The 26461-nt window shown below is 72.1% G+C and carries 21 protein-coding genes; 11 read left to right on the top strand and 10 right to left on the bottom strand.

Annotation, left to right across the window (positions count from 1 at the left end; all coding sequences use genetic code 11):
* The first annotated feature begins 18 nt into the window (after window positions 1–18).
* Entirely contained in the window at window positions 19–1557 is a 1539-nt protein-coding gene (locus ACFYUS_RS06885; protein WP_388846695.1) for a glycoside hydrolase family 6 protein, read from the top strand.
* A 63-nt stretch (window positions 1558–1620) separates the two neighbouring features.
* On the opposite strand, the gene ACFYUS_RS06880 is transcribed toward ACFYUS_RS06885, so the two are convergent.
* Window positions 1621–2646 (bottom strand): LacI family DNA-binding transcriptional regulator, encoded by a 1026-nt coding sequence (locus tag ACFYUS_RS06880; protein ID WP_388846693.1) that lies wholly within the window; start codon window positions 2644–2646, stop codon window positions 1621–1623.
* Between the two features lie 346 nt (window positions 2647–2992).
* On the opposite strand from ACFYUS_RS06880, the gene ACFYUS_RS06875 reads away from it, so the two are divergent.
* From ACFYUS_RS06875 to ACFYUS_RS06860, 4 genes are all read left to right on the top strand, one after another.
* The gene (locus tag ACFYUS_RS06875) at window positions 2993–4342 is read left to right on the top strand and encodes an ABC transporter substrate-binding protein (RefSeq protein ID WP_388846691.1); all 1350 of its coding nucleotides are present in this window, start codon (window positions 2993–2995) and stop codon (window positions 4340–4342) included.
* Between the two features lie 90 nt (window positions 4343–4432).
* Window positions 4433–5440 (top strand): carbohydrate ABC transporter permease, encoded by a 1008-nt coding sequence (locus ACFYUS_RS06870; protein ID WP_388846689.1) that lies wholly within the window; start codon window positions 4433–4435, stop codon window positions 5438–5440.
* A 4-nt stretch (window positions 5441–5444) separates the two neighbouring features.
* Window positions 5445–6326, top strand: coding sequence for a carbohydrate ABC transporter permease (locus tag ACFYUS_RS06865; RefSeq protein ID WP_388846687.1), 882 nt, complete (start codon window positions 5445–5447; stop codon window positions 6324–6326).
* A gap of 48 nt (window positions 6327–6374) precedes the next feature.
* Window positions 6375–7817 carry a GH1 family beta-glucosidase gene (locus ACFYUS_RS06860; RefSeq protein WP_388846685.1) on the top strand — a complete coding sequence of 481 codons (1443 nt, stop codon included), beginning with the start codon at window positions 6375–6377 and terminating at the stop codon, window positions 7815–7817.
* Between the two features lie 66 nt (window positions 7818–7883).
* On the opposite strand, the gene ACFYUS_RS06855 is transcribed toward ACFYUS_RS06860, so the two are convergent.
* Window positions 7884–8354: a hypothetical protein gene (locus ACFYUS_RS06855; protein ID WP_388846683.1), complete on the bottom strand. Its 471-nt coding sequence runs from the start codon at window positions 8352–8354 to the stop codon at window positions 7884–7886.
* A 151-nt stretch (window positions 8355–8505) separates the two neighbouring features.
* On the bottom strand, window positions 8506–9222 hold the full coding sequence (locus ACFYUS_RS06850; RefSeq protein ID WP_388846681.1) for an IclR family transcriptional regulator: 717 nt from the start codon (window positions 9220–9222) through the stop codon (window positions 8506–8508).
* A gap of 219 nt (window positions 9223–9441) precedes the next feature.
* Here ACFYUS_RS06850 and ACFYUS_RS06845 point away from each other — a divergent pair, with 219 nt between their 5' ends.
* Window positions 9442–10380, top strand: coding sequence for a glycerophosphodiester phosphodiesterase (locus ACFYUS_RS06845; protein ID WP_388846679.1), 939 nt, complete (start codon window positions 9442–9444; stop codon window positions 10378–10380).
* Between the two features lie 62 nt (window positions 10381–10442).
* Here ACFYUS_RS06845 and ACFYUS_RS06840 read toward each other — a convergent pair whose 3' ends face one another.
* Complete coding sequence (locus ACFYUS_RS06840; protein ID WP_388846677.1) at window positions 10443–10967, bottom strand: HD domain-containing protein; 525 nt, start codon at window positions 10965–10967, stop codon at window positions 10443–10445.
* Window positions 10968–11043: 76 nt separating this feature from the next.
* Between ACFYUS_RS06840 and ACFYUS_RS06835 the strand changes: the two genes are divergently transcribed.
* A complete protein-coding gene (locus ACFYUS_RS06835) occupies window positions 11044–11970 on the top strand; it encodes an LLM class F420-dependent oxidoreductase (protein ID WP_388846675.1) in 927 nt (308 codons plus the stop codon).
* 9 nt (window positions 11971–11979) lie between these two features.
* Here the strand turns inward: ACFYUS_RS06835 and ACFYUS_RS06830 are convergent, their stop codons facing one another.
* Together ACFYUS_RS06830 and ACFYUS_RS06825 are read right to left on the bottom strand one after the other, a co-directional pair.
* A complete protein-coding gene (locus ACFYUS_RS06830) occupies window positions 11980–14262 on the bottom strand; it encodes an MMPL family transporter (RefSeq protein ID WP_388846673.1) in 2283 nt (760 codons plus the stop codon).
* Between the two features lie 135 nt (window positions 14263–14397).
* The gene (locus ACFYUS_RS06825) at window positions 14398–15105 is read right to left on the bottom strand and encodes a DUF2470 domain-containing protein (protein ID WP_388846671.1); all 708 of its coding nucleotides are present in this window, start codon (window positions 15103–15105) and stop codon (window positions 14398–14400) included.
* A 131-nt stretch (window positions 15106–15236) separates the two neighbouring features.
* Here ACFYUS_RS06825 and ACFYUS_RS06820 point away from each other — a divergent pair, with 131 nt between their 5' ends.
* The 3 genes from ACFYUS_RS06820 to meaB are packed head-to-tail and all read left to right on the top strand — an operon-like array spanning window position 15237 to window position 20202.
* On the top strand, window positions 15237–17048 hold the full coding sequence (locus tag ACFYUS_RS06820; protein ID WP_388846669.1) for a methylmalonyl-CoA mutase family protein: 1812 nt from the start codon (window positions 15237–15239) through the stop codon (window positions 17046–17048).
* A complete protein-coding gene (gene scpA, locus ACFYUS_RS06815; protein WP_388846667.1) occupies window positions 17048–19222 on the top strand; it encodes a methylmalonyl-CoA mutase in 2175 nt (724 codons plus the stop codon). The genes ACFYUS_RS06820 and scpA overlap by 1 nt, the downstream gene beginning before the upstream one ends.
* Window positions 19219–20202, top strand: a complete 984-nt coding sequence (meaB, locus tag ACFYUS_RS06810; protein WP_388846665.1) for a methylmalonyl Co-A mutase-associated GTPase MeaB — start codon at window positions 19219–19221, stop codon at window positions 20200–20202. Before scpA ends, meaB begins: the two co-directional genes overlap by 4 nt.
* 51 nt (window positions 20203–20253) lie before the next feature.
* Here the strand turns inward: meaB and ACFYUS_RS06805 are convergent, their stop codons facing one another.
* Window positions 20254–20694, bottom strand: coding sequence for a MarR family winged helix-turn-helix transcriptional regulator (locus ACFYUS_RS06805; RefSeq protein ID WP_388846663.1), 441 nt, complete (start codon window positions 20692–20694; stop codon window positions 20254–20256).
* A 156-nt stretch (window positions 20695–20850) separates the two neighbouring features.
* Here ACFYUS_RS06805 and ACFYUS_RS06800 point away from each other — a divergent pair, with 156 nt between their 5' ends.
* Window positions 20851–22344 carry an MFS transporter gene (locus tag ACFYUS_RS06800; RefSeq protein WP_388847738.1) on the top strand — a complete coding sequence of 498 codons (1494 nt, stop codon included), beginning with the start codon at window positions 20851–20853 and terminating at the stop codon, window positions 22342–22344.
* 57 nt (window positions 22345–22401) lie between these two features.
* On the opposite strand, the gene ACFYUS_RS06795 is transcribed toward ACFYUS_RS06800, so the two are convergent.
* From ACFYUS_RS06795 to ACFYUS_RS06785, 3 genes are all read right to left on the bottom strand, one after another.
* Window positions 22402–23286 carry a geranyl diphosphate 2-C-methyltransferase gene (locus ACFYUS_RS06795; RefSeq protein ID WP_388846661.1) on the bottom strand — a complete coding sequence of 295 codons (885 nt, stop codon included), beginning with the start codon at window positions 23284–23286 and terminating at the stop codon, window positions 22402–22404.
* A gap of 15 nt (window positions 23287–23301) precedes the next feature.
* Window positions 23302–24840 carry a family 2 encapsulin nanocompartment cargo protein terpene cyclase gene (locus ACFYUS_RS06790; RefSeq protein ID WP_388846659.1) on the bottom strand — a complete coding sequence of 513 codons (1539 nt, stop codon included), beginning with the start codon at window positions 24838–24840 and terminating at the stop codon, window positions 23302–23304.
* A 95-nt stretch (window positions 24841–24935) separates the two neighbouring features.
* Entirely contained in the window at window positions 24936–26348 is a 1413-nt protein-coding gene (locus ACFYUS_RS06785) for a family 2B encapsulin nanocompartment shell protein (RefSeq protein WP_388846657.1), read from the bottom strand.
* Window positions 26349–26461 lie beyond the last annotated feature (113 nt).

Here is a 26461-nt window from a genome sequence, read left to right as displayed (position 1 = left end):
GAAAGGAACCCCACCCGCATGAGCCGCAGCACCAGCCGTACCGCCCTCCTGGCGGCCCTCGGCCTCATCACCGCGACCGGAGCCACCGCCACGGTCTTCGGCACCACCGCCGGCGCGGCCACCCCGGGCTGCAAGGCCGACTACCGGATCACCAACCAGTGGAACACCGGCTTCGGCGCCGACGTCGTCGTCACGAACACCGGCGACCCGACGTCCTCGTGGCCCCTTGAGTGGACCTACGCCGGCGACCAGCAGCTCACCCAGGGCTGGAACGCCGCCCTCACCCAGTCCGGGGCCGCCGTCACCACCAAGAGCATGTCCTACAACGGCGCGCTCGCCACCGGAGGTTCGACCTCCTTCGGCTTCGACGGTTCCTACAGCGGCACCCATGCCGTACCGGCCGCCTTCAAGCTGAACGGCGTCGTCTGCAACACCGCCACGCAGCCGACCGATCCGCCGACCACACCGCCCACCACTCCCCCGACGACCCCGCCGACCACACCACCGGCCGGCACCAAGGCGGACGACCCTCACGCCGGAGCCAAGGTGTACGTGAACCCCGAGTGGTCCGCGCACGCGGCGGCCGAGCCCGGCGGCACCAAGGTCTCCGACCAGCCCACCGGCATCTGGCTGGACCGGATCGCCGCGATCCTCGCCGACTCCAAGTACGCGGGCCTGCGGATCGTCACCACGGTCGAGCTCGACTCGCTGCCCAACCTGGTCACCAACGTCTCCGGACGCCCCACCGCCACCTGCGACGTCATGAAGGCGAACGGGAACTACATCACCGGCGTCGGCTACGCGCTCAAGAAGCTCGGCGCGATCGCCAACGTCTGCGGCTACCTCGACGCCGGCCACCACGGCCGGCTGGGCTGGGACGACAACTCCGGCCCCTCCGCGGAGCTCTTCAAGCAGGCCGCCACCGCCGAGGGCCCGACCCTCTCCAACGTGCACGGCTTCATCGTCAACACCGCCAACTACAGCGCCCTGAAGGAGGACCACTTCACCATCGACGATGGCGTGAACGGCGTCTCCGTGCGCCAGTCCAAGGGGGTCGACTGGAACCGCTGCACCGACGAGCTGTCGTACACCCAGGCCATGCGCGCCAAGCCGGTCTCGATCGGCTTCGACAGCAACCTCGGCATGCTGATCGACACCTCCCGCAACGGCTGGGGCGGCACCGCGCGGCCCACCGGCCCGGGCGCGACGACCAGTGTCGACACGTACGTGAACGGCGGCCGCTACGACCGGCGCATCAACCCCGGCAACTGGTGCGACCAGTCCGGCGCGGGCCTCGGCGAGCGGCCCCAGGCCGCCCCGGCCGCGGGCATCGACGCGTACGTCTGGATGAAGCCCCCGGGCGAGTCCGACGGCGCCTCCAAGGAGATCCCGAACAATGAGGGCAAGGGCTTCGACCGCATGTGCGACCCGACGTACACGGGCAACGTGCGCAACGGGAACAGCATGTCGGGCGCGCTGCCGGACGCCCCGCCCGCGGGCCAGTGGTTCTCGTCCCAGTTCCAGGAGCTCCTGAAGAAAGCCCACCCGGCGCTGTGACACCCGCTCCGACGTACGACCCCGGGGGAACGGCATCTCCCGGGGTCGTCCGCACACGCCGGCTCAGGACGACTCCCGCACCACCAGCTCCGTCGGCAGCACATGCCTGCACGGCTTCTCCGGCGCGGTCCGCGCGACGTCCCGGAGCAGCATCCGCGCCATCGTGCGCCCCATCTCCTCGATGGGCTGCCGCACGCTCGTCAGCGGCGGGTCCATGAGCCGCGCGACCGGCGAGTCGTCGACCCCGACGAGGGCCACGTCCTCCGGCACCCGGCGGCCCGCCTCCCGCAGCACGCCGCGCGCGCCCGCCGCCATCACGTCGGAGGCGGCGAAGACGGCGTCCAGGTCCGGCCTGTGGTCGAGGAGCTCCCGCATGGCCCGCCGGCCGCCCTCCTCGGTGAAGTCCCCGGCCGAGACGAGGCCCTCGTCGGGCGGGAGTCCGGCCTCCGTGAGGCCGGCCCGGTAGCCGCCGAGCCTGGCGCGCGCCACGTACATGTCGAGCGGCCCGGTGATGGTCGCGATACGGCTCCGGCCGCGCCCCACCAGGTGGGCGACGGCCGCCCGCCCGGCGCCGATGTTGTCGGAGTCGACGTACGGCACGGGCTCGGCCTCCGTGCGGCGGCCGTTCATCACGACCGGGAGGCCCAGTTCCCTGACGCGGTCGGGCAGCGGGTCGCCTCCGTGGACCGAGGCGAGCAGCACCCCGTCGACGCGCTGGGCGGCGAGGTACTGCTCGAAGCGCTGCCGCTCCTGCTCGCTGCGGACCAGGGTGAGCAGCAACTGCTTGTCCCCCTCGGCGAGTTCGGCGCTGACCCCGCGGATGAGGTCGAGGAAGTAAGGCTCCGCGAAGAGCCGGGCCTCGGCCTCGGGGATGACGAGCGCGATCGCGTCGGTGCGGCTGCCCGCCAGGGCGCGGGCGGCCTGGTTGGGGACGTAGCCGAGTTCGGCGACGGCTCGGGCGACGGCCGTCCTGGTCTGCTCGCTGACCCGGGGGGAGCCGTTGATGACCCGGGAGACCGTGCCCCGGCCGACGCCGGCCCTGGCCGCGACCTGTTCCAGGGTGGGTCTGCCGCTCTGCCGTCCGTTCACGAATTCCGAACTCCCCTCCTCGCACCGTGTCCGCCCCCGATGCCCACAGGGGTGCGGGAGCGCTCCCACGCTAGTCCACCACCTCGGCGTCGCGCCATGTGCCCGCATTCAGGAGATGACGTCCCGGCGGCCGGGAAACGCCCTCGTAACGAATCCGCGTTCACGTCTTGACACTCGCACCTGCCAGACAGCAACCTTCCGGCAACGACGTGGGAGCGCTCCCATCAGAGGGCGCGCAGCCTCGCACCAGGTCCTGGCGGACGCCGCCGAGCCGCGATCAGCCGACCGGGCCCCTTGGCGCACAGAAGACGCACAAAGAGCACCACCTTTGGACGAGGAGAGTGGAATGCGCACTTCCAGCAGCAGACCCGGACGCCGTGCGGCGATCGCGGCGGTCGCCGTCGTCGTGACCGGTACGACCCTGCTCACCGGTTGCGGCAGCGACGACGACGGCGGCAAGGGCGGCGCGAGCGGCCAGGGCGGCGGGAAGATCACGCTGCGGATCGGGACCTTCGGTTCCTTCGGCTACGACGACAAGACCGGCGCCAAGCTCTACGCCGAGTACGAGCGGCTGCACCCGAACATCAAGATCGAGGAGTCGAACGTCTCCGACGGCCAGAAGTACTGGGACACGCTCAAGCTGCGCCTCGCCCAGAACAGCGGCGTCGCCGACATCCAGGCCGTCGAGGTGGGCTACATCGCCGAGGCGACCGGCCCCGCCATGGCGAACAAGTGGGTCGACCTGGGCAAGGAGGGCGGGGCGAACCTCGGCGCCTTCCTCGACTGGAAGGTCAAGCAGGCCACGACCGCCGACGGCAGGGTCATCGGCCTCGGCACCGACATCGGCCCCATGGCCATCTGCTACAACAAGGACCTCTTCGCCAAGGCCAAGCTGCCGACCGACCGCGACGCGGTCGGCAAACTGTGGGCCGGCGACTGGTCCAAGTTCATCGAGACCGGCGAGAAGTACAAGGCGGCCGCGCCCGCCGGCACCGCCTTCCACGACTCCGCGAGCGGCCTCTTCAACGCCGTCGTCTCCAGCGACCCGGTGCAGTACGCCAACGCGAGCGGCGAGCTCGACTGGGAGAACAGCCCCGGCGTGAAGAAGGCCTGGGAGACCGCCGTGAAGGCGGCCCAGGGCGGACTCACCGCCAAACTGCGCCAGTTCGACGAGAAGGGCACCTGGAACGCGGCCTTCAAGAACTCGAAGTTCGCCACCGTCGCCTGCCCGAGCTGGATGACCGGCATCATCAAGGATCAGGCGGGCCCCGCCAACAAGGGCAAGTGGGACATCGCCGCGCCGCCGGTCGCCGGCAACTGGGGCGGCTCCTTCCTCGCCGTCCCGAAGGCCGGCAAGCACACCAAGGAGGCCGCCGAGCTCGCCGCCTGGCTGACCGCCCCGGCGCAGCACGCCAAGGTGTTCGCGGTGAACGGCAACATCCCCTCCTCCAAGGACACGCTCCTCTCCTCGGCGGTCCAGGAGGCGAAGCTGCCGTACTTCGGCGACACCCCGGTCGGCAAGATCTTCTCCAGCGCGGCGGTCGGCATCACCCCCGCCGCCATCAGCCGCTACGACGGCCAGGTGAAGACCTTCCTCACCGACAACGGCATCCTCGACATCGAGCAGCGCGGCACCGACCCGGCGAAGGCCTGGGAGAACGTCAAGAAGCTGGTCGACGACAAGATCGACCAGTAGCGGGGGCGCCCGCCGGTCCGCCGCCGCCCGCCGGGCGGCGGGCCGGCACCGTCCGCACCACCGCACGCATCGACCTGGAAGGACGCCCCCGTGGCCACCTCCGTTCGGGCGCGGCGGGCCGGCTCCCCGCCGCCCTCCGCACCGCCCTCCTCCCCCGGCGGCCCCCGCGGCCGCCGTGCCGTCCCGGGCGGCCTGCGCAGCACGCTCTACCGATGGGACATCAAGGCGACCCCGTACGCCTTCGTCGCCCCCTTCTTCCTCACTTTCGCGGCCTTCGGCCTCTTCCCGCTGCTCTACACCGGCTGGCTCTCGCTGAACCGGGTCGAGCTCGGCGGGGACCCGACGTGGAAGGGCCTGGAGAACTACACCGACCTCGCCACCAGCGAGTTCTTCTGGAACGCGCTCCTCAACACCTTCACCATCGGGGTGATCTCGACCGTTCCGCAGCTGCTCATGGCCCTGGGCCTGGCGCACCTGCTCAACTACAAGCTCCGCGGCCGCGGTTTCTTCCGGGTCGCGATCCTCGCCCCGTACGCCACCTCGATCGCGGCGGCGACCCTCGTCTTCGCCCAGCTGTTCAACACCGACTACGGCATGATCAACGGCCTGCTCGACCGGACCGGCATCGGCCCGGTCGACTGGGAGTCGTCCAAGTGGCCCGCGCAGATCGCGATCTCGGTGATCGTCACCTGGCGCTGGACCGGCTACAACGCGCTGATCTACCTGGCCGCCATGCAGGCCGTGCCGCAGGACCTCTACGAGGCGGCCTCGCTCGACGGAGCCTCGCGCTGGCGGCAGTTCGTCAGCGTCACCATCCCGTCGATCCGTCCGACGATCCTCTTCACGGTCATCGTCTCCACCATCGGCGCCACCCAGCTGTTCGGCGAGCCGATGCTCTACGGCGGCAGCGTCGGCATCAGCGGCGGCAGCGGCAACCAGTTCCAGACGCTGAGCCTGCTGATGTACGAGAAGGGCTGGGTGACCGGGGCGCTCGGACAGGCCTCCGCGATCGCCTGGGTCATGCTCCTGCTCCTCCTCCTGGTCGGCGGCGTCCAGGCGCTCGTCTCCCGCAACAACCGCAAGAAGCTGGGGGGATGACCTCATGGCCCGCACACTCGAATCCCCCGCTCCCCCGCGCCGATTCGGACAGTCGGCCGGCCGGCAGCACCACGCGGGGCCACTGACGTACGTCCTGCTCGCCCTCGCCGCCGTCGTCTCGCTCTTCCCGCTGTACTGGAACGTGGTCGCCGCCTCCCACACCGGCGAGCGGGTCGTGGAGGCCCCGGCGCCGCTGCTGCCCGGACATCGGCTCCTGGACAACCTGGAATTCGCCTGGAACCAGGTCGACATGGGCGAGGCACTGGTCAACACCACGATCGTGGCGAGCCTGGTGGCGCTGTCCACCGTGCTCTTCTCCACGCTCGCCGGCTTCGCCTTCGCCAAACTGCCCTTCCGGGGCCGGGGCCTGCTGCTCTCGCTCGTGGTCGCCACGATGACGGTCCCGCCGCAGCTCAGCGTGATCCCGCTCTACCAGATCATCACGGACCTCGGCTGGTTCGACCGGCTCCAGTCCGTGGTGCTGCCCTCGCTCGTCGCCGCCTTCGGCGTGTTCTTCATGCGCCAGTTCCTGGTGGAGGCGCTGCCGACGGAGCTGGTGGAGGCGGCCCGGATGGACGGGGCGCACAGCCTCCGCATCATCTGGCACGTGGTCTTCCCGGTGGCCAGGCCGGCGATGGCCGTGCTCGGCATGCTGGTCTTCGTCCAGGCCTGGAACGACTTCTTCTGGCCGTTCATCGCGCTCACCCCGGACGGCAACCCCACCCTCCAGGTGGCGCTCGCCGGTCTCGGCGCGGGCAACCACAGCGTGAACCAGGCGGTGGTGCTCACCGGAGCGCTGATCTCCACCGTGCCGCTGCTGCTCGTCTTCGCCTTCCTCGGCAAGCACATCGTCGGCGGCATCACGGCCGGCGCCGTGAAGAGCTGACGATCCCTCTGTTCTCTTACTCCGTACTCGTGTTGGGAGACCTCTCCTATGACCGCGTCCGAAACCGGGCCGCTCACCGCCGTCCGTTCGTTCCCCGCCGACTTCCTGTGGGGCGCCGCCACCGCCGCGTACCAGATCGAGGGAGCGGCGGCGGAGGACGGCCGTACGCCCTCCATCTGGGACACCTTCTCGCACACCCCCGGCAAGGTCTTCGGGGGTCACACCGGTGACGTGGCCGTCGACCACTACCACCGGTTCCGCGAGGACGTCGGGATCATGGCCGAACTCGGCCTGAACGCCTACCGGTTCTCCGTCTCCTGGTCCCGCGTCCAGCCCACCGGCCGGGGCCCGGCCGTGCAGAAGGGCCTGGACTTCTACCGTTCGCTCGTCGACGAGCTCCTCGCGGCCGGGATCGAGCCGGCCCTGACCCTCTACCACTGGGACCTGCCCCAGGAGCTGGAGGACGCGGGCGGCTGGCCGGAGCGGGCGACGGCCGAGCGGTTCGCCGAGTACGCGGGGATCGTCGCCGCCGCCGTCGGCGACCGGGTGAAGCGCTGGACGACGCTCAACGAGCCCTGGTGCAGCGCCTTCCTGGGGTACGGCTCCGGGGTGCACGCCCCGGGCCGCACCGACCCCGTGGCCTCGCTGCGCGCCGCCCACCACCTCAACCTCGGGCACGGCCTGGCGGTCCAGGCGCTGCGCGCCGCGCTGCCGGCCGACCGGCAGATCGCGGTCTCGCTCAACCTGCACGAGATCCGTCCGCTGACCTCCTCTCCGGAGGACCTGGACGCGGCCCGCCGGATCGACGCCGTCGGCAACCGCGTCTGGCTCGGCCCGATGCTGGAGGGCGCCTACCCGGAGGACCTCCTCGCCGACACCGCGCACCTCACGGACTGGTCCTTCGTCCGGGACGGCGACACCGCGACGGCGAACCAGCCGCTGGACCTGCTCGCGATCAACTACTACACGCCGACGGTCGTCTCGACCGTCCCCGAGGGTGCGGAGAAGCCACAGGACGACGGTCACGGCAACAGCGACCACTCGCCGTGGCCGGGTGCGGACGCGGTCGCCTTCCACCGGGCGCCCGGCGAGCCGACGGCGATGGGCTGGGCGGTCGACCCGACCGCCCTGTACGACCTGCTCACCCGGGTCTCGGCCGCGTATCCCGACCTCCCCCTGGTGATCAGCGAGAACGGTGCGGCGTACGAAGACGTCGCCGGCCCGGACGGTTCGGTGCACGACCCGGAGCGCGCCGCCTATGTGCACGCGCACCTGGAGGCCGTGCACCGGGCCCTGTCGGACGGGGTGGACGTGCGCGGCTACTTCCTCTGGTCCCTCCTCGACAACTTCGAGTGGGCCTACGGCTACGCGAAGCGCTTCGGCGCGGTCCGGGTGGACTACGACACCCTGGAGCGCACCCCGAAGTCCAGCGCCCGCTGGTACGCGCGGGTGGCCCGCTCGGGCGAGCTGCACGCGCCCGGCGGGGACTGACGCGGGACGCGGGGAAGGGCCGTGCCGGTCGACCGGCACGGCCCTTCCTCACGCACTGCCGTCCTGTCAGATGTCGACGACCCGGTAGCCGATGACGTAGATGCCGCCGGAGCCCTCGACGGTGCGCCACTGGGTCTCGGCGCCGACCTCGCTGCCGGTGACGAGCGTGGCGCCCAGCTTGTCGTCGCTGCTGGTGGAGTCGTAGTCCCACAGGGTCAGGGTGCGGGCCTGCTCCTTGCCGAGGATGAGGGCGGCGTTGCCGTTGCCGTCCTCCATCGAGCGGACGTAACCGGTGCCCATGGTCTGGTACTTGAGGCCGTTGCCGGGCCAGACCTTGACGGCGTTGCCGTTGGCGTCGGTGATCTTGAGGTAGGCCTCGTCGTGGTCGCCCTCGCTGTTCTGCTGGCAGTGCAGCTCGAACAGCTCGATCTTCACGTAGTCGATCGGCTCGGCGTGCGCGGTGCCGGCGAAGGCGCCGAGGCTGCCGAGTCCGAGCAGGGCGGTGGCGGCCATTCGTACGGCTCGGTTCTTGCGCATGTGGTCCCCCCACACATCGGGTCACGGATGTGACGTGGTGCCCGGTCCGCCTCCCCCGGCGGCTCCGGTGTGCCGTTCCCCCGGCACGACAGCTACTGTGCCCGGCGGTCCCGCCCCGGCTCTACGCGCGTTCCGCTGGGCGGAACAGTCCCTAGAAGGCGATCGTGCTCGGCGGGACCGGCCCCCGGTGTCCGACGCGGCCGAGCGCGCGGGTGACCGCGGCTCCCGCCTCGGCGACGGCCCGGGCGAGCGCGTCGAGCCGGCGGCCGGCCGGGACCATGCCGGCGAGCGCCGCGACCGTACGGCCGTCCGGGGCGCGGACCGGCAGCGCGGCGCAGCACACCCCGTCCATGACGTCCTCGCGGTCGAGCACCGGCCCGCCCCCGAGGGGCCCGCACAGCGCCTTCCCGGCGGCGGTGTCGAGGCGGAACGCGATGCCGTCGCGGACGGGGAGCAGCGGCTCCAGGTCGCCGGGCACCGACGCGACCGTGATCGCCATGTCCTCGCGCAGCACGGCGAGGACGACGCTGGCGCCGGTGACGGCCCTCAGGCGCTGGAGCGGCAGGCGGGCGGCGGGGCGCAGTCCCGGGTGCGGTTCCCAGGCCTGGCCGAGGCGGTAGAGCTGCGGGCCGACCCGGTAGCGGTTGCCCTTCCGTTCGACGGCGCCGACCGCGACCAGCTGGTCGAGCAGCCGGTGGACGCTGCCCTTGGGCACCCCGCAGGCCAGCGCGAGTTCGGTCACGCCGGCCTCGTCGCCGTTCCGGCGCAGGGCCTCCAGCAGCGCGAACGCTCCTTCCAGCACGCCCCGGCCGCGCTCGGCCGTCTTCGTCGCGGCGCCGCCCGTTCTCCGTGCCGTTCCGGTGTCCATGGGTCCCCCTGACTCCGTACGCCCGGCCGTGGTCCCCCGATGGCACGACTGCGGGCACACGTCCCACCATGCCGCAGACCGGACGATTCGGCGAAAGGGTCGAGGGGCGCGTCTTCTCGTGTCGTGGCGCCCGCCGGTGTCCGGGATTTGTCGACACGTCACATCCCGTCCGGTGTGGGGCCCCGGTGAGGCCACCGTCCGTCCTTAAGCTCTTCGTCCATGAACCACCTCCCGCCCCGCGCGCCCCGGCCCTGGATCCGCCGGCGCTTCGGTTACGGCCCGGCGGTGCTCGCCACGGCCCTGGTCCTCGCCGCTCCTCCCACCCTGTCCGCCGAGCCGGCCGCGTTCACGCCGCGTCCCGGGGGGCCGCGGCACGCGCCTTCGGGTACGCCCGCGGCGGGCCACGGGCTCCGCGCGGCCGGGGCGCCGCTGACCGTGTACGCCCACCGGGGGGCCTCGTCCGCCGCGCCCGAGAACACCCTGGTCTCCGACGAGGTGGCCCGGCGGGGCGGGACCAAGTGGATCGAGAACGACGTCCAGCCCAGCAAGGACGGCGTGCCGTACATCCTCCACGACGCCACCGTCGACCGGACGACCGACGGCACGGGCACGCTCCGCTCCCTGACCTCCGCCCAGCTGGACTCCCTGGACGCGGGCTCCTGGTTCGCCCCCGTCTTCGCCGGCACGCGCGTCCCGACCCTGGCCGCCCAGCTGGCGGACCTCCGGACGCGCGGCGGGAACCTGCTCCTGGAGATCAAGGGCGAGCAGACCGAGGCCGAGGTGGCGCGGATCGTGCAGGAGGTCCGCGACCAGGACATGACCGGCCGGGTCTTCGTCCAGAGCTTCGACGTCACGTCGCTGCGACTCGCCCACGAGCTGGCGCCCGAGCTGCCGCTGGGTCTGCTGCGGGACAACCTGGACGCGGATCCGGTCGCCGTCGCCGCGGACCTGCACCTGTCCGCGTACAACGTCTCGGACAAGGGTCTCGCCGTGCGTCCGGCCGCCGTCGACGAGCTGCACGCGGCGGGCGTGGCCGTGAACGTGTGGACGGTCGACGGCGCGGCCCGCTGGAAGGCCCTGGACGCGCTCGGCGTGGACGGTGTCATCACCAACCGCCCGACGGAGCTGACGGGTTGGATCGCGGGCCGTCAGGCCTGAGGCCCGGGCCCGCCCGGCTCGTACGGCCGGTCGGTCCGTCCCGGTCGGGCCCGTCCGTCCCGTCAGACCGGTCGGGCCGGTCGGGCCGTCCCGGTCAGTTCGGCGAGCAGTTCGGGGTTGACCACCCGGAGGATCGTCGCGATGTCGCCGGGATCGGCCGCCGGCCACAGGACGGCCCTGGCCGCCCGGTACTTGGCGGCGAGTCGTTCCCGCTGGTCGGGCGGCAGGGCGGCGGCCCGGTCCGTGCGGCTGTTGTGCGCGTTGTCGGCGATCTTCACGAGGGTGGCTTCGGGGTTCCGTGCGATCAGGCGGAGCTTCTCCTCGTAGGCCGTGTCCGGACGGTTGGTGACGGCTTCGACGAGGGCGACGACCCCGTCGGGGATCCCGGCGGCGCGCAGCCGCTCCGCGGTCCATCCGGTGTCCTCGACGACGTCGTGCAGCAGACCGGCCATGGCCAGGTGCGGGCCGAGCGGCTCCAGGCCGGCGGCGACGGCGCGGACGTGGGCGATGTAGGGGACGCCGATCTTGTCGACCTGTCCGGCGTGCGCGCGGTCGGCCAGTGCGTCCACCTCGGCGAGAGTCTTCATGGACCTCATCATCCCCGCCACACGGTGTTCACACGGAACGGGAATGCCGGTCGCGGCGCGGCCGGTTGCCGGGTGCATGACTCTTGGAGTGACGCTCGGCTCGACCTCCCGGCAGCTTCCGATCGACGACACGGTGCGGCTCGCGCGGGAGGCGCACGAGGCCGGCCTGCACTCGGCGTGGTTCGGGCAGTCCTTCGCGTACGACTCGCCCTCGCTCGCCGCGATCGTCGGGCGCGAGGTCCCCGGGCTGCACGTGGGGACGTCCGCGATCCCGGTCTTCGGCCGCCATCCGCTGCTCGTCTCCAGCCAGGCGCAGACCGCCCAGGCCGCCACCGGCGGCCGCTACCACCTCGGGCTCGCCCTCGGCACCCGGCATCTGACCGAGACCGGGTTCGGCCTTCCGTACCAGCGGCCGATCGGGCTGCTGAGGGAGTTCCTCACCGCCCTGCGGCCGCTCCTGGAGACGGGCGAGGCCGACTTCCACGGGGAGTTGCTGACGGCGACGACACCGTACTCCGCGGCCGTTCCGGGGGCGCGGCCGCCGGTGCCGGTGCTCGTGGCCGCGATGGGCCCGCAGGCCCTGCGGGTCAGCGGTGAACTCGCCGACGGCATCCTGCCGTTCCTCGCGGGTCCGCGCGCGCTCGCCGAGCACGTCGTCCCGGCCGTGACCGCCGCCGCCGAGGCCGCGGGCCGTCCCGCGCCCCGGGTCGTGGCCCTCGTGCCGGGTGTGGTGACGGCGGACGCCGAGGGCGTACGGGAGAGGGCGGCGGAGGCGCACGCGCTGTACGAGCGGATCCCCTCCTACCAGCGCGTGATCGAGCTCTCCGGCGCCGAACGGGCCGCCGATCTGGCCCTGATCGGCGACGAGGAGACCGTCGCCGAAGGGGTGCGGCGCTACCGCGAGGCGGGCGCGACGGAGGTGGTGTTCACGGCGACGGACCTGGGCGGTGAGGACGACCGGCGCCGCACCTGGAAGCTGCTCGGCGAGCTGTCGCGCGGCTGATCGCAGGTCTCAGGTGCGTCCCGCGCCCTGGGGGACCTCCATGGCCTGGACCGCCTCCTCGCCCTCCGTGTCCAGGTGCGGCAGGATTCGGTCCAGCCAGCGCGGGGTCCACCAGGCGTGCCGGCCGAGGAGGGTCATCACGGCGGGCACGAGCAGCAGGCGGACCACGGTGGCGTCGATGAGGACGCTGGCGGCGAGGCCGAGGCCGAGCATCTTGACGACGATGTTGTCGGAGACGATGAAGGCCGCGAAGACGCTGACCATGATCAGTGCGGCGCAGGTGATGACCCGGGCGGTGATCTCCAGGGCGTGGGCCACGCTGGCCTTGGAGTCCCCGGTGCGCAGCCAGGCCTCGCGGACGCGGGACAGCAGGAAGATCTCGTAGTCCATGCTCAGGCCGAAGACGATGGCGAACATCATCATCGGCACGTAGCTCTCGATGGGCACCTTGCCGTTGACGCCGAGGGCGGGTCCGCCCCAGCCCCACTGGAAGACGGCCACGACGACGCCGTACGAGGCGGCGATGGAGAGCACGTTGAGCACGGCCGCCTTGACGGCGACGAGGAGTCCGCGGAAGACGATGAGGATGACGAGGAAGGCGAGACCGACCACGACGGCGATGATGAGCGGCAGGCGACTGGAGACGAGGTCGAGGAAGTCGACCTGGGCGGCCGTGTTCCCGGTGACGTAGGTCTGGGCGTCGGTGCCGGTCACCGCTTGCGGGAGGACGTCGTCGACGAGGTGGTTGGTCAGTTCGGTCGTCTTCTCGTCCTGCGGGGAGGCCACGGAGTAGGCGGTGCCGACGAGGACGTCCCCGTCGGGGGTGGTCTGGAGCGGGGTGATGTAGGCGGCGTCGGGGACGCCCGTCAGCGCGTCCTTGAGTTTGGTGCCGAGGTCGGCCCGGTCGGCGGCCGGGACGGCCGACTGGTCGACGACCACCGTGAGGGGCCCGTTCGCGCCGGGGCCGAAGGACGTGGAGATGAGGTCGTAGGCCCGCCGGTCGGTGAAGGACTCGGGGTCGGCGCCGTCGCCGATGTGGCCGAGCTGGATGAAGAGCAGGGGGAACGCCAGCACGAGGAGGACGAGGACGCCGCCGGTCAGGAACCACCAGGGGCGCTTCTCGACGCGTTGCGCGTACCGGTGCCAGGTGCCGTGCGCCGCTGCGCCGGGTTCGGCGTCGGTCTCGGCCACGGGTTTGCGGACGTGGTAGCGGTCGATGCGTCTGCCGACGAGTCCGAGCATGGCCGGGACGAGGGTGAGGGCGGCGATGACGGCGGTGACGACCGTGAAGGCGGCCGCCAGGCCGAGTTTGCCGATGAAGGTGACGCCGGAGACCCAGAGGCCGGACAGGGCGATGATGACGGTGCAGCCGGAGACGAGGACGGCGCGGCCGCTGGTGGTGGTCGCGAGGGCGGCCGCGTCGGCGGGATCGCGGCCGTTCATGAGGTTCTGGCGGTGGCGGGTGATGAGGAACAGCGCGTAGTCGATGCCGACGCCGAGGCCGATCATGGTGGCCAGGGTGGGCGAGACGGTTCCGAAGGTGAAGGCGGCCGCCATCAGGCCGAGCAGGGCGAGTCCGCAGACCGCGCCGAGCAGTGCGGTGACCAGCGGCATGACGGCGCCGATGACGCTGCCGAAGCCGATGAGGAGGACGACGATGGCGACGGCGAAGCCGATCGCCTCGCTGGTGCGGTCGTCGGGCGCCGGGCGGGCGAGTTCGCCGAGCGAACCGCCGTACTCGACGGTGACGCCGGCGTCCCGGAGGGGCTGTACGGCGGCGTCGACGCCGTTCAGGTAGTCGGTGCCGAGGGTGGAGGGCGCCACGCTGAAGCGGACGGTGATGTAGGCGGTCTTGCCGTCCGTGGAGAGCGGTCCCACGTTGGGCGTCCCCGCCGGGAGCGCGGGCGGGGTGGTCCCGGGCGGCGGGAGCGGGTTCTGCGCGCCGATGACGTCGGGGAGCTTCGCCAGGGCGGTGACGGCGGAGTTGACCGCGGACGACTCCTGTGTGAGGGGTTTGGAGGGGTCGTTCAGGACGACCTGGGCGCTGTACCCGCCGGCGGCGGGATCGTGCGCCTTGAGGACGTCGAGGCCGTCGGCCGACTGCACTCCCGGGAGCGCGAAGTTGTCCTCGTACTCGCCGCCGACGGCCCGGTCGAGGAGCTGGAGTCCCGCGACGGCCGCCAGCCAGAGGGCGATGACGACGACGAAGTGGCGGGCGCACCAGTGACCGAGTCGGTAGAGGACGCCTTTTGCGGGTACTGGCCGGCTCTTGGCCGGGCTTCCTGCGTTCATGGCGAGGCCGTGTCCGGGTAGGGAGGTCCCCGAGCGGTTCCGGCACCGACGTCGTGCGGGCCTACTCGGTCCATTCTTCGCCCGCCGTGGCGCTCCGGCATCTCGGCCGGGATCCGGTCGCGGGGCGTGGCGGGTTCAGGCCGGGAGGTGGTGGGTGTGGGAGGAGCGGCGGGCGGCGGCGAGGAGGGCCTGGATGCGGGGGCCGGCCTGGTCGATGTCCGTGAGGGGGGCGGGGAACGGCAGTCGGGCGTCCCGGTGGTGGCCGGTGCGGTGTTCGAGGCGCAGGGTGATGCCGTACCGGTCGAGGGCGACGGGCAGGACGCGGGCCAAGTCCCGTTCGGGGCGCGGCCGGACGAGGCGGAGGAGCAGGGGGAGGAGGGCGGCGTGGCGGTCGACGAGGTGGGTGAGCAGGGTCGCCTCGGCCGTGGCCGTCGGGTCGGGGTCGGTCGCCCGGATCTCGTCGAGGGTGACGTACGCGCGTTCCCCGTCGCTCTCGACGAGGGCCTGGCCGAACTCCACGCAGGTGCTCGTGGTGGTGTCCGAGGCGTACGGGGCGGAGAGCAGTCCGGTCAGGGTGACGCGGGCGCGCAGGCGCCGGCGTACGGGGGTGGGGGCGACGTCGGTGAGTTCCAGGCGGACGGGGATGCGGGCGGTCCGTCCGGTGGGGCAGTTCTCGGAGGGGTCGTGGAGGTGGAGGTGCCCCATGGGTCCGGTGCCGTCGAGGAGGTGGACCTCCTGGTGGACCCCGTCGGTGACGACGGTCATCGAGTGGGCGGCGGTCAGGATCGACCGGACGCGTTCGGCGGGCGTGGGCCGCGCGGCGCGGGTGCTGGAGGAACGCATGCACGTACTCCCGGGAGAAGGACCTCGGCGATTACTTAGGTGAGCCTAACCTAATCCGTCCTCGCGAAGAGAAGAAGGTCACAGTCGTACGCCCTCCTGCTCACTTGTCGATCTCCCCTAGCATCCGAGCCATGACGGTCCTGCCTGACGACGGGCTCCCCCTGGCGTCCGAATTCCCAGACGCGCCACATGAACAGTGGCAACACCTCGTGGCGGGTGTCCTGCGCAAGTCGGGCAAGGAGGTCTCCGGCCCCGCCGCCGAGGACGCCCTGTCCACCCTCCTTGAGGACGGCCTCGACACCCGCCCGCTCTACACCGCGCGCGACACCGCGCCCGACACCGGCCTCCCCGGCTTCGCGCCCTTCGTGCGCGGCGGGCGGGCCGAGGGCGGCACCGTCGGCGGCTGGGACGTGCGCCAGCGGCACCTGACGGCCGACAACGAGGCCGTCCTCGCCGACCTGGAGAACGGCGTCACCTCCCTCTGGCTCGGCGTCGGCGGCACCGGCATCCCGGTGTCCTCGCTCGACGGCGTCCTCGACGGCGTCTACCTCGACCTCGCGCCCGTCGTCCTCGACGCCGGCGACGAGACGGAGGCGGCCGCCGAGCGGCTGCTGCGGCTGTACGAGGAGCGGGGCGTCGCCCCGGAGGCCGCCCGGGGCAACCTGGGCGCGGACCCCCTGGGCCACGAGGCCCGCACCGGCCGCGGCGCCTACACCCTCGCGTCCGTCGCCGGCCTCGCGCGCCGCTGCGCCGACACGTACCCGGGGCTGCGCGCCCTGACCGTGGACGCCCTGCCGTACCACGAGGCCGGCGGCTCGGCCGCGCAGGAGCTCGGCTGCTCGCTGGCGACCGGCGTCGCGTACCTGCGCGGCCTGACCGAGGCCGGACTGAGCGTCACCGAGGCCTGCGGACAGCTGGAGTTCCGCTACGCGGCCACCGCCGACCAGTTCCTGACGATCGCCAAGCTCCGCGCCGCGCGCCGCCTCTGGGCCCGCGTCGCCGAGGCCTGCGGCGCCCCGGAGGCGGGCGCGCAGCGCCAGCACGCGGTCACCTCGCCCGTGATGATGACGCGCCGCGACCCCTGGGTGAACATGCTGCGCACCACCATCGCGACGCTCGCCGCCGGCGTGGGCGGCGCGGACGGCGTCACCGTGCTCCCCTTCGACGACGCGCTCGGCCTGCCGGACGCCTTCGCCCGCCGGATCGCCCGCAACACCTCCACCGTCCTCATCGAGGAGTCCCACCTGTCCCGGGTCATCGACCCGGCGGGCGGCTCCTGGTACGTGGAGCGGCTCACCGACGAACTCGCCCACGCCGCCTGGGAGTTCTTCCAGACGATCGAGCGCGCCGGCGGCCAGGAGGCCGCGCTGCGCTCCGGTCTGGTCGGCGAGCGGCTCGCCGAGACCTGGGCCGCGCGCAGCAAGAAGCTCGCCACCCGCCGCGAACCGATCACCGGCGTCAGCGAGTTCCCGCACCTCGCGGAGAAGCCCGTCGACCGCGCCCCCGCGCCCGAGCCGCTCTCCGGGGGTCTCCCCCGCGTCCGGCGCGACGAGGCGTACGAGGCGCTGCGCGCCCGCTCCGACGCCCACCTCGCGGCGACCGGCGCCCGGCCCCGCGTCTACCTGGCCGCGCTCGGCCCGGCGGCCGCGCACTCGGCCCGCCTCACCTTCGCCGCCAACCTCTTCCAGGCGGGCGGCATCGAGGCCGTCACCGAGGGCACGTTCGAGGGGAGCGGCGCCCGCGAGGCCTGCCTCTGCTCCAGCGACGCGCTGTACGAGGAGCAGGCCGAGGTCACCGCCGGGGAGCTGCGCGCGGCCGGGGCCGAGCACGTCCTCCTGGCCGGGCGCCCCGCGTCGTACGCCGGTGTCGACTCGTACGTCTTCGCCGGCTGCGATGCCGTCGCCCTGCTCTCCACGACCCTCGACCGCATGGGAGTGTCCTGATGTCCATCCCCGATTTCTCCGGGATCGAGCTCGGGGCACAGGCCGCTTCCGGCGGCCCCGACGAGTGGCGCTCGGCCGTCAAGAAGGCGGCGGGCGGTGACGACCTGCTGTGGGAGACCCCGGAGGGCATCACCGTCAAGCCGCTGTACACCGGGCAGGACCTGGAGGGCCTGGACTTCCTGGACACCCGCCCGGGCATGGCCCCGTACCTGCGCGGCCCGTACCCGACGATGTACGTCAACCAGCCCTGGACGATCCGTCAGTACGCCGGTTTCTCCACGGCCGAGGAGTCGAACGCCTTCTACCGGCGCAACCTCGCCGCCGGCCAGAAGGGCCTGTCGGTCGCCTTCGACCTGCCGACCCACCGCGGCTACGACAGCGACCACCCGCGCGTCACCGGTGACGTCGGCATGGCCGGTGTCGCCATCGACTCCATCTACGACATGCGGCAGCTGTTCGACGGCATCCCGCTGGACAAGATGACGGTGTCGATGACGATGAACGGCGCCGTGCTGCCGGTCCTCGCGCTGTACATCGTGGCCGCCGAGGAGCAGGGCGTACCGCCCGAGAAGCTGGCCGGGACCATCCAGAACGACATCCTCAAGGAGTTCATGGTCCGCAACACGTACATCTATCCGCCCGGTCCGTCGATGCGGATCATCTCCGACATCTTCGCGTACACCTCGCAGCGGATGCCGCGCTACAACTCCATCTCCATCTCCGGGTACCACATCCAGGAGGCGGGCGCGACGGCCGACCTGGAGCTGGCGTACACGCTCGCGGACGGTGTGGAGTACATCCGCGCCGGGCGCGAAGCGGGCCTGGACGTCGACGCGTTCGCGCCGCGGCTGTCGTTCTTCTGGGCGATCGGCATGAACTTCTTCATGGAGGTCGCCAAGCTGCGCGCCGCCCGGCTGCTCTGGGCGAAGCTGGTGAAGCAGTTCGACCCGCAGAACGCCAAGTCCCTGTCGCTCCGGACCCATTCGCAGACCTCCGGCTGGTCGCTGACCGCACAGGACGTCTTCAACAACGTCACGCGGACCTGCGTGGAGGCGATGGCGGCGACCCAGGGCCACACCCAGTCGCTGCACACCAACGCCCTCGACGAGGCCCTCGCGCTGCCGACCGACTTCTCGGCGCGCATCGCCCGCAACACGCAGCTGCTCCTCCAGCAGGAGTCGGGCACCTGCCGGACGATCGACCCGTGGGGCGGCAGCGCGTACGTCGAGAAGCTGACGTACGACCTGGCCCGCCGCGCCTGGCAGCACATCCAGGAGGTCGAGCAGGCCGGCGGCATGGCCAAGGCCATCGACGCGGGCATCCCCAAGCTGCGCGTGGAGGAGGCCGCGGCCCGCACCCAGGCCCGGATCGACTCCGGACGGCAGCCCGTCATCGGCGTCAACAAGTACCGGGTGGCGTCCGACGAGCAGATCGAGGTCCTCAAGGTCGACAACTCCTCGGTCCGCGCCCAGCAGATCGAGAAGCTGCGGCGGCTGCGCGAGGAGCGCGACGAGACCGCCTGCCGGGACGCCCTCGACGCGCTCACCCGCGCCGCCGGCGGCGACGGCAACCTCCTGGAGCTCGCCGTGCGCGCCGCCCGCGCGAAGGCGACCGTCGGCGAGATCTCGGCGGCTCTGGAGAAGGTGTACGGCCGTCACTCGGCGCAGATCCGTACCATCTCCGGTGTGTACCGCACCGAGACAGGCGAGTCCCCCTCCGTGGAGCGCACCCGGGCCCTGGTCGACGCCTTCGGCGAGGCCGAGGGGCGCCGGCCGCGCATCCTGGTCGCCAAGATGGGCCAGGACGGCCACGACCGCGGCCAGAAGGTGATCGCCACGGCCTTCGCCGACCTGGGCTTCGACGTGGACGTCGGCCCGCTGTTCCAGACCCCGGCCGAGGTGGCGCGTCAGGCCGTCGAGGCGGACGTGCACATCGTCGGGGTCTCGTCGCTGGCCGCGGGGCACCTCACCCTCGTGCCGGCGCTGCGGGAGGAGCTGGCGGCGGAGGGCCGCGAGGACATCATGATCGTGGTCGGCGGCGTCATCCCCCCGCAGGACGTGCCGACGCTCCTGGAGATGGGCGCGGCGGCCGTGTTCCCGCCGGGGACGGTGATCCCGGACGCGGCCCACGACCTGGTGACCCGGCTCGGGGCCGACCTCGGGCACGACCTGTGATCGGTCTCGACACGTACGTGAAGGGCGTGCTCGACGGGAAGCGGGCGGTGATCGCGCGTGCGATCACCCTCGTCGAGTCGACGCGCCCCCAGCACCGGGCGCTGGCGCAGGAGCTCCTCACCGAGCTCCTGCCGCACAGCGGGAAGGCCGTGCGGATCGGGATCAGCGGGGTGCCCGGGGTCGGCAAGTCGACCTTCATCGACGCGTTCGGGACGATGCTGACCGGGCTGGGCCACCGGGTGGCGGTGCTCGCCGTCGACCCGTCGTCGACCCGTACGGGCGGCTCGATCCTCGGCGACAAGACCCGGATGGAGCGGCTCGCCGTCGACCCGGCGGCCTTCGTCCGCCCCTCCCCCAGCGCGGGCACGCTCGGCGGGGTCGCGAAGGCGACCCGCGAGTCGATGGTCGTGATGGAGGCCGCGGGCTACGACGTGGTGCTCGTGGAGACGGTGGGCGTCGGCCAGTCCGAGACCGCCGTGGCGAACATGGTCGACTCGTTCCTGCTGCTCACCCTGGCCCGTACGGGCGATCAGCTCCAGGGCATCAAGAAGGGCGTCCTGGAGCTGGCCGACGTGGTCGCCGTCAACAAGGCGGACGGCCCGCACGAGCGCGACGCCCGTGCCGCCGCGCGGGAGCTGGCGGGCGCGCTGCGCCTGATGCACGGCACCGGCGCTGTCTGGACGCCGCCGGTGCTCAGCTGCAGCGCGCGGGAGTCGGCGGGGCTCGACGAGGTCTGGGACCGGCTGAAGCGGCACCGCGCGCTGCTCGACTCGACCGGCCGCCTGACGGCCAAGCGCCAGGACCAGCAGGTCGACTGGACCTGGTCGATGGTCCGCGACGAGCTGCTGCGACGGCTGAGCGCCGACCCGGCGGTCCAGGACCTGACGCCCGCCCTGGAGCGGCGGGTCAGGGACGGCCAGCTGACGGCGACGCTGGCCGCCGAGGAGATCCTGAAGGCCTTCGGGGAACGCCGGGACTGAGGGACGCCGACACCGGGGGACATGGACGCCGGGCCCGGGGACCCCCTGGGCTCAGGCGTCCTTCTCCATGCCCGGGCGCAGCCGCGCGAGCAGGGCGTACAGGGTGGCGCTGTCCTCCGCGCCGAGCGTGTCGAGGGCGCCGTGGGTCGCCTGCATCTCCTCGCGGACCCGCCGGATGACGTCCCGGCCCTCGTCGGTCGCCACGACGTTCTTGACGCGCCGGTCGGAGGCGCTGGGCTCGCGGCGCACGAGGCCGCGCCCTTCCAGGCGGTCCACGATCCCGGTGACGTTCGACGCGTCGCAGACCAGCAGGGTGGCGAGGGCGCGCATCGGCAGCGGCCCGTTGAGCTGGGCGAGGACCTTGGCCTGCGTGGACGTCAGCCCGTGGTGGGCGGCGGCCGCGGCGAAATCGCGCCACTGGGCCGTGCCGATGGCGGCGAGGAGCTCAAGCAGCTGGAGCTTGGTGGGCGTCTCGGGGGTCGTCGCGCTCATGGTTCGAGCGTACTCAAGATCCTTGACATTATCAATTGTTTACTTAACGACCTCAAGCATTTACTTGACCACCTCAAGCATCGGGACCTACCTTCGTCGTATTACTTGATGACATCAAACATCCGCGACATGAAGCACCGAGAAGGCCTCCCCTACATGAGTCACGAGACCACCCCGCCCGCCGCCGATCCCCGGCGCGAGACGCGCATCGTCTTCGCGCTGAGCCTCGCCGCCATGGTCGTGTCGATGATGCAGACCCTGCCGGTCCCGATCCTCGGCCTCATCCGCGCCGACCTGGGCACCTCGGCCGCGAACGTCAGCTGGGTCACCACCGCCACCCTGCTCTCCGCCGCCGTCTTCACCCCGCTGCTCGGCCGCTTCGGCGACCAGCACGGCAAGAAGCCCACCCTGGTCGCCGTCCTCGGCGTCATGGTCGCCGGCTCCGTCGTCGCGGCCCTGGCGACCTCGCTCCCCCTGCTGATCCTCGGCCGCGTCCTCCAGGGCGCCGCCACCGCGATCTTCCCGCTCGCCCTGTCGGTGCTGCGCGAGGAGGTCCGCCCGCAGAAGCTGCCCGGCGCGATGTCCCTCGTCAGCGGCACCCTCGCCTTCGGCAGCGGCCTCGCGCTCGTCGCCACCGGCCTGCTCACCTCCGGCTCCGACGCCGACTACCGCAGCGCCTTCTGGATGGCCACCGGCTTCGCCGCGATAGCCCTGCTCGCCGTCGTGTTCCTGGTCCCCGCGACCCGCCACAAGACCGGCGGCCGCACCGACTTCCTCGGCGCGCTCACCCTCGGCGCCACCCTGCTGCTGCTCCTGCTGCCCATCTCGCAGGGCCACGAGTGGGGCTGGACCTCCGGCCGCACCCTGGGCAGCTTCGCCGCCGCGGCCGTCATGACCGTCGTCTGGGTGTTCACCGAGCTCAAGGTCCGCGAGCCCCTCGTCGACATGCGGATGTTCGTGCACCGGCCGGTGCTCATGGCCAATCTGGCCGGCGTCCTCGTCGGCTTCGGCATGTTCGCGAACTTCCTGGGCGTCTCGTACCTCGTCCAGATGCCCGAGGCCCTCACCGGCTACGGCTTCGGCGCGTCCATCCTCCGCGCCTCCGTCGAGTTCCTGCTGCCGGGCGCGATCGTCTCCCTGCTCGCCTCGCCGATCGGCGGCCGCCTCGTCCGCCACCGCGGCCCGCGCACCGCGCTGGCCCTGGCCGCCGCGCTCGGCGCCGTGGGCTTCGGCTGGCTCGCCCTCGACCACGGCCACACCGCGTCGGTGATCGGCGCCGGCGTGATCGTCGGCGCGGCCGTCAGCTTCGGTTACGCGGCCATGCCCGCCGTCATCATGGCGAGCGTCCCGCACCACCAGAGCGGCATCGCCAACGGCATCAACTCCATCTCCCGCTCCACCGGCAGCGCGATCGGCAGCGCCGTGGTCACCACGATCCTGGCCTCGAAGACGATCGAGCACCTGCCCGCCGGCGTCCCCGCCCTGCCCGCCGAGTCCGGCTTCACCCTCACCTTCTGGATCGGCGCCGCCGCCTTCGCCCTCGTCGCGGTCATCGCCCGCTTCGGTCTGCGGACCGGCCGGGCGCCCCGCGCCGAGCGGGTGGGCGCGCCGGCCGCCGCGACCTCCGAGAAGGAGACGGCCGCGGCATGACGCGAGGGGCGGGCCCGTCCTCCGGCGGGCCCGCCCCTCGATCGTCGCGCCGGTGCGTCAGACGCGGTCGGCCGCGATCAGGACGTACTGGAAGGAGCCGTCCTTGTACGACTCGATGAACGCCTCCTCGATGCCGGTGACCAGCGAGGACGTGGCCCGCAGCTCCCAGTAGGGCAGGGTGTCCGGCGTCAGGTCGATGACGGCCTGCGGGACGAGGCGGTTGTCGGCCATCGCCTTCAGGTACTCACGGCGCGAGTGGATGTTGCACTCGAAGTGCGCGTTGATCTGGGAGACCCACTTCGAGGGCTGGCCGTACTTCGGGTTCCAGCAGCCGGTGATGGTCACGTAGCGGCCGCCGACCTTCAGGAACCGGGAGTGCTCGGCGAACAGGTCGTCCAGGTCGACGTACATGCTCGACTCGTTGTTCCACGAGGCGGCGATGCTGCCCTTCTCGAAGGGGGTGTCGAGCATGTTGCAGACCTGCGCGCGGACGTGGCTGTCGATCTCCAGCTCCTTCGCGCGCTTGTTGCCGAACTCGGCCTGCGTGGAGGAGAGGGTGACGCCCTCGACCTTGCAGCCGAAGCGCTGGTGGGCCATGACGCTCGAACCGCCGCGGCCGCAGCCGGCGTCGACCAGGGTGTCCTCGGGGGTGATGGCGCCGAGGTGGTCGAGGAGGACCACGGCCTGCGCCGACTCCAGCCGGTGCAGCTCGCCGATCAGCTTCTTCTCGTACTCGCTGTCCTCGACGTCCCCGAGGGCGGCGTGGTCCACGGCACCGATGCCGTAGTGGTGGTGGTACAGCCCGTCGACGTCACCCAGGCGCAGGTTCACGGGCCTGGCCTCGGCGTTCCAGTAACGGGCGATGTCTCCCTGGTACGGCGTCGCCGGGCCGGGGACGAACGCGGAGGTGCCGTTGACGGTGGGGAGCTCGGTGTTGGTCACAGATGGAATCCGTTCTTACCAGAAATCGGGCAGGCTGTAGCGGTACGTATTGGTCTGGTGCCAGTAGTGGTTGCCGTCGACCCACACGGCCACTCCCTTCAGGAAGCGGAGCACGCTCGGGACGGGGCAGGTGGCGGCCAGTTCGGCGGACGCGGCCTCGAAGTCGCGCATGATCTCGTTGTGGACCTCGATCGCCTTGAGGTACGCGTCCTTCTCGGAGAGGTTCTCGCGGTCGGCGATCACCACGGGAAGGTTCAAGTGCCGCCCGGGGCTGGCGAGTTCCTTCGTGTACGAGTACAGGTCGTTCACGATGGTGCTGGCGTTGCCGGCCAGCGCCAGGACCCGCTGCATCGCCGGCCGGGCGTGCAGGTCGGCGGGGAGTTCGTAGCCGCCGACGGTGTCGGTGATGGTGGGGCAGGGGCGGAAGTTGTTGAACTGGCGCATCGTCAGGTACTCCCACACCTCCGGCACGTGGTCCGTCTCCGCCCACGCGGCCTCGGCGAGGTAGCCCAGGTGCAGCCGGGCCATGTCGTGCCGGAACCGGTCGGCCTGGGAGGGGGTCGCCTGCCGGACGAAGTACTCCATGGCCGAGCGGTACGCGCGGCGCGGCGCGTCCGCGTGGAGCGACTCCGCCCACTGCGGCTGGTACTCCGCCGTCGAGTGCAGCGCGTCCAGGGCGGTGTGCGCGAGGAGGAGGCGTCCGCCCAGCCCCTTGGGCGAGCCGCCGTGGTCCTCGCAGTAGATGTCGTCGACCGCGTTCTCGGCGACCATCAGCCGCGTGGCGACCATGAGGTGGTCGACGCTCGGCGCGTCCGGGTGGCAGGCCACCATGTAGCGCCCCACGGAGAAGCCGTCGAACTGGCCCTCCCAGTCCTCGGGGTAGAGCTGGATCTCGTCCACCGCCCAGGACTTGATGCGGAGGCTGACCTCCTCCACCCGCACCGGGTCGGGCTCCTGCACCGGGTGCCAGTACAGGCCCGGGATGATCAGCGCGTCCGCCGGCGCCCGTACGGGCTCCGCCAGGGCCTCCACGCCCGGGACCAGCGACAGCCCCGCCGTACCGAGCCCCCGGGGACCGCCCGGAACCCACCCCGGCCCCGGCTCGGGTCGCGACCGCGGGGCCGCGGCACCGGGGTCGACCGCGGAGGTCCCGGCGGAGAGCGCGTCGGGAGCCGCTCCGGAGCCCCCGGCGGGAGCCCCGAGGGAGATCCCGGCGAGGGACCCCGCGGGGACCCTGGCGGGAGCCCCGGTGGAGGCCCCGGCGGCGACTCCCGCAGGAGCCTCGGCGGAGATCCCGACAGAGGCCTCGGCAGGGGTCGTCCCGGTGGGGATCCCGGCAGGAGCCTCGGTGGAGGCCCCCGCCGGGGCTCCGGGCGTGGTGTCCGGGCGGGCTTCGGCCGCGACGGCCTGGGCTTCCGTCCGGGCCTGGGCTTCGGCAGGACCGTGGGGTACGGCGAAGCCGTGGGCCGCCATGTCGGCGAGGACGCGGGCGGTGAACGAGGCCGCCGCGCCGGGCAGGCTGGACTGCAGAGGGGAAAGCCCGGGATCGGGCATCCGTGACTCCTTGGAGAGGTGGGGGGCCGTCCCGGATTCCGGGCATGCCGGCCCGGCCCGGAAGGGTCCGGGTGGAGGTGGCCTGCGGGGAGGGGCTAGTCGCGCCTGCGCGCGATCTGCACGTTCTCCAGTACGCCGAGCGCGTTCGGGACCAGGACGGCGGCGGAGTAGTACGTCGTCACGAGGTACGACATGATCGCCTGCTCGCTGATGCCCATGAACCGCACGGACAGGCCCGGCTCGTACTCCTCGGGCAGACCGGTCTGGCGCAGACCGATGACGCCCTGGTTGTCCTCGCCGAGACGCATCGCGAGGATGGAGCTGGTGTTCTCCTTGCTGATGGGGATCTTGTTGCAGGGCAGGATCGGGACCCCGCGCCAGGCCGGCACCCGGTGCCCGTCGAGCTCGACGGTGTCGGGGTAGAGCCCGGCACGGTTCCACTCGCGCCCGATCGCCGCGATCGTCTTGGGGTGGGCGAGGAAGAGCTTGGTGCTGCGGCGGCGGCAGAGCAGCTCGTCGAGGTCGTCCGGGGTGGGCGGGCCGGAGTGCGGCTGGATCCGCTGCTTGAAGTCGGCGTTGGGCAGCAGCCCGAACTCCGGGTTGTTGATCAGCTCGTACTCCTGGCGCTCGCGCAGCGCCTCGATGGTGAGCCTGAGCTGCTCCTCCGTCTGGTTCATCGGCCCGTTGTAGAGGTCGGCGACCCGGGTGTGGACCTTGAGGACGGTCTGGGCGACGGAGAGTTCGTACTCGCGCGGCTTGAGCTCGTAGTCGACGAAGGCGCCGGGGATGTCGGCCTCGCCCTTGTGGCCGGCCGACATCGCGATCTCGGCCTCGCCGTACTTGTTCTGCCGCTGGTCGGGCAGCGAGCTGAAGTTCTGGATGTGGGCCTGGAGGCTCGGCGCCGAGGCGAGGATGCCGGCGAAGTCGACGCGGGAGAGGGTGAGCAGGGTGCCGGAGGTCTCGGCGGTCGCGGTGTAGTCCCAGCCGGCGTCGCCGTCGAGGAGGGCGTTCTCGCCGAAGCGGTCGCCGTCCGCGAGCACGGAGACGGCCACTTCGTCGCCGTACTTGCCGACGGAGGTCTGGCTGACGCGGCCGTGGGCGATCATGTGGATCTGCTCGGCGGGCGTCCCGCGCTGGACGAGCACCTCACCGGCGCTGAAGTCGCGCTGGACGCAGCGGTCGGCGAGCGCGTTCAGCACGTCGATGTCCTCGAAGCCGCGCAGCAGGGCGAGTTCGCCGAGCTCGCGGGGGATCACCCGGACGCGGGCGCCGTCCTGGACGAACTCGATGCGCCCGTCGCCGACCGTGTAGCTCAGCCGGCGGTTCACCCGGTAGGCGCCGCCCTTGGTCTCCACCCAGGGGAGCATCCGCAGCAGCCAGCGGGAGCTGATCTCCTGCATCTGCGGGGCGGACTTGGTGGTGGTGGCGAGGTTGCGGGCGGCCGCGGTGCTCAGACTGGACTGCCGGGGCGGCTCCGTCTGTACGTCCGGGCGGTCGTCAACGGTCATCGAGCGAGCTCTCTTTCGCACGGGCGGCGATCGGCGCACGAGTGCGCCGAGAACCGGTGAAAGAAGATGAAAGGGGGGCGAGGATCTGGGAATCCGTCCAGATCTCGGGGAGG

It is taken from the genome of Streptomyces sp. NPDC004284, from assembly GCF_042874035.1.
In the GTDB taxonomy this organism is placed as follows: domain Bacteria; phylum Actinomycetota; class Actinomycetes; order Streptomycetales; family Streptomycetaceae; genus Streptomyces.
This window is presented reverse-complemented; position numbering and strand designations above follow the sequence as displayed.

What these genes read in the sequence shown, in the direction of transcription:
- ACFYUS_RS06885 (WP_388846695.1), top strand. Translation starts at nt 19, where the DNA reads ATGAGCCGCAGCACCAGCCGTACCGCCCTCCTGGCGGCCCTCGGCCTC.
- ACFYUS_RS06875 (WP_388846691.1), top strand. Translation starts at nt 2,993, where the DNA reads ATGCGCACTTCCAGCAGCAGACCCGGACGCCGTGCGGCGATCGCGGCG.
- ACFYUS_RS06865 (WP_388846687.1), top strand. Translation starts at nt 5,445, where the DNA reads ATGGCCCGCACACTCGAATCCCCCGCTCCCCCGCGCCGATTCGGACAG.
- ACFYUS_RS06860 (WP_388846685.1), top strand. Translation starts at nt 6,375, where the DNA reads ATGACCGCGTCCGAAACCGGGCCGCTCACCGCCGTCCGTTCGTTCCCC.
- ACFYUS_RS06855 (WP_388846683.1), bottom strand. Translation starts at nt 8,354, where the DNA reads ATGCGCAAGAACCGAGCCGTACGAATGGCCGCCACCGCCCTGCTCGGA.
- ACFYUS_RS06850 (WP_388846681.1), bottom strand. Translation starts at nt 9,222, where the DNA reads ATGGACACCGGAACGGCACGGAGAACGGGCGGCGCCGCGACGAAGACG.
- ACFYUS_RS06845 (WP_388846679.1), top strand. Translation starts at nt 9,442, where the DNA reads ATGAACCACCTCCCGCCCCGCGCGCCCCGGCCCTGGATCCGCCGGCGC.
- ACFYUS_RS06840 (WP_388846677.1), bottom strand. Translation starts at nt 10,967, where the DNA reads ATGAAGACTCTCGCCGAGGTGGACGCACTGGCCGACCGCGCGCACGCC.
- ACFYUS_RS06835 (WP_388846675.1), top strand. Translation starts at nt 11,044, where the DNA reads ATGACTCTTGGAGTGACGCTCGGCTCGACCTCCCGGCAGCTTCCGATC.
- ACFYUS_RS06830 (WP_388846673.1), bottom strand. Translation starts at nt 14,262, where the DNA reads ATGAACGCAGGAAGCCCGGCCAAGAGCCGGCCAGTACCCGCAAAAGGC.
- ACFYUS_RS06825 (WP_388846671.1), bottom strand. Translation starts at nt 15,105, where the DNA reads ATGCGTTCCTCCAGCACCCGCGCCGCGCGGCCCACGCCCGCCGAACGC.
- ACFYUS_RS06820 (WP_388846669.1), top strand. Translation starts at nt 15,237, where the DNA reads ATGACGGTCCTGCCTGACGACGGGCTCCCCCTGGCGTCCGAATTCCCA.
- scpA (WP_388846667.1), top strand. Translation starts at nt 17,048, where the DNA reads ATGTCCATCCCCGATTTCTCCGGGATCGAGCTCGGGGCACAGGCCGCT.
- ACFYUS_RS06805 (WP_388846663.1), bottom strand. Translation starts at nt 20,694, where the DNA reads ATGAGCGCGACGACCCCCGAGACGCCCACCAAGCTCCAGCTGCTTGAG.
- ACFYUS_RS06800 (WP_388847738.1), top strand. Translation starts at nt 20,851, where the DNA reads ATGAGTCACGAGACCACCCCGCCCGCCGCCGATCCCCGGCGCGAGACG.
- ACFYUS_RS06790 (WP_388846659.1), bottom strand. Translation starts at nt 24,840, where the DNA reads ATGCCCGATCCCGGGCTTTCCCCTCTGCAGTCCAGCCTGCCCGGCGCG.
- ACFYUS_RS06785 (WP_388846657.1), bottom strand. Translation starts at nt 26,348, where the DNA reads ATGACCGTTGACGACCGCCCGGACGTACAGACGGAGCCGCCCCGGCAG.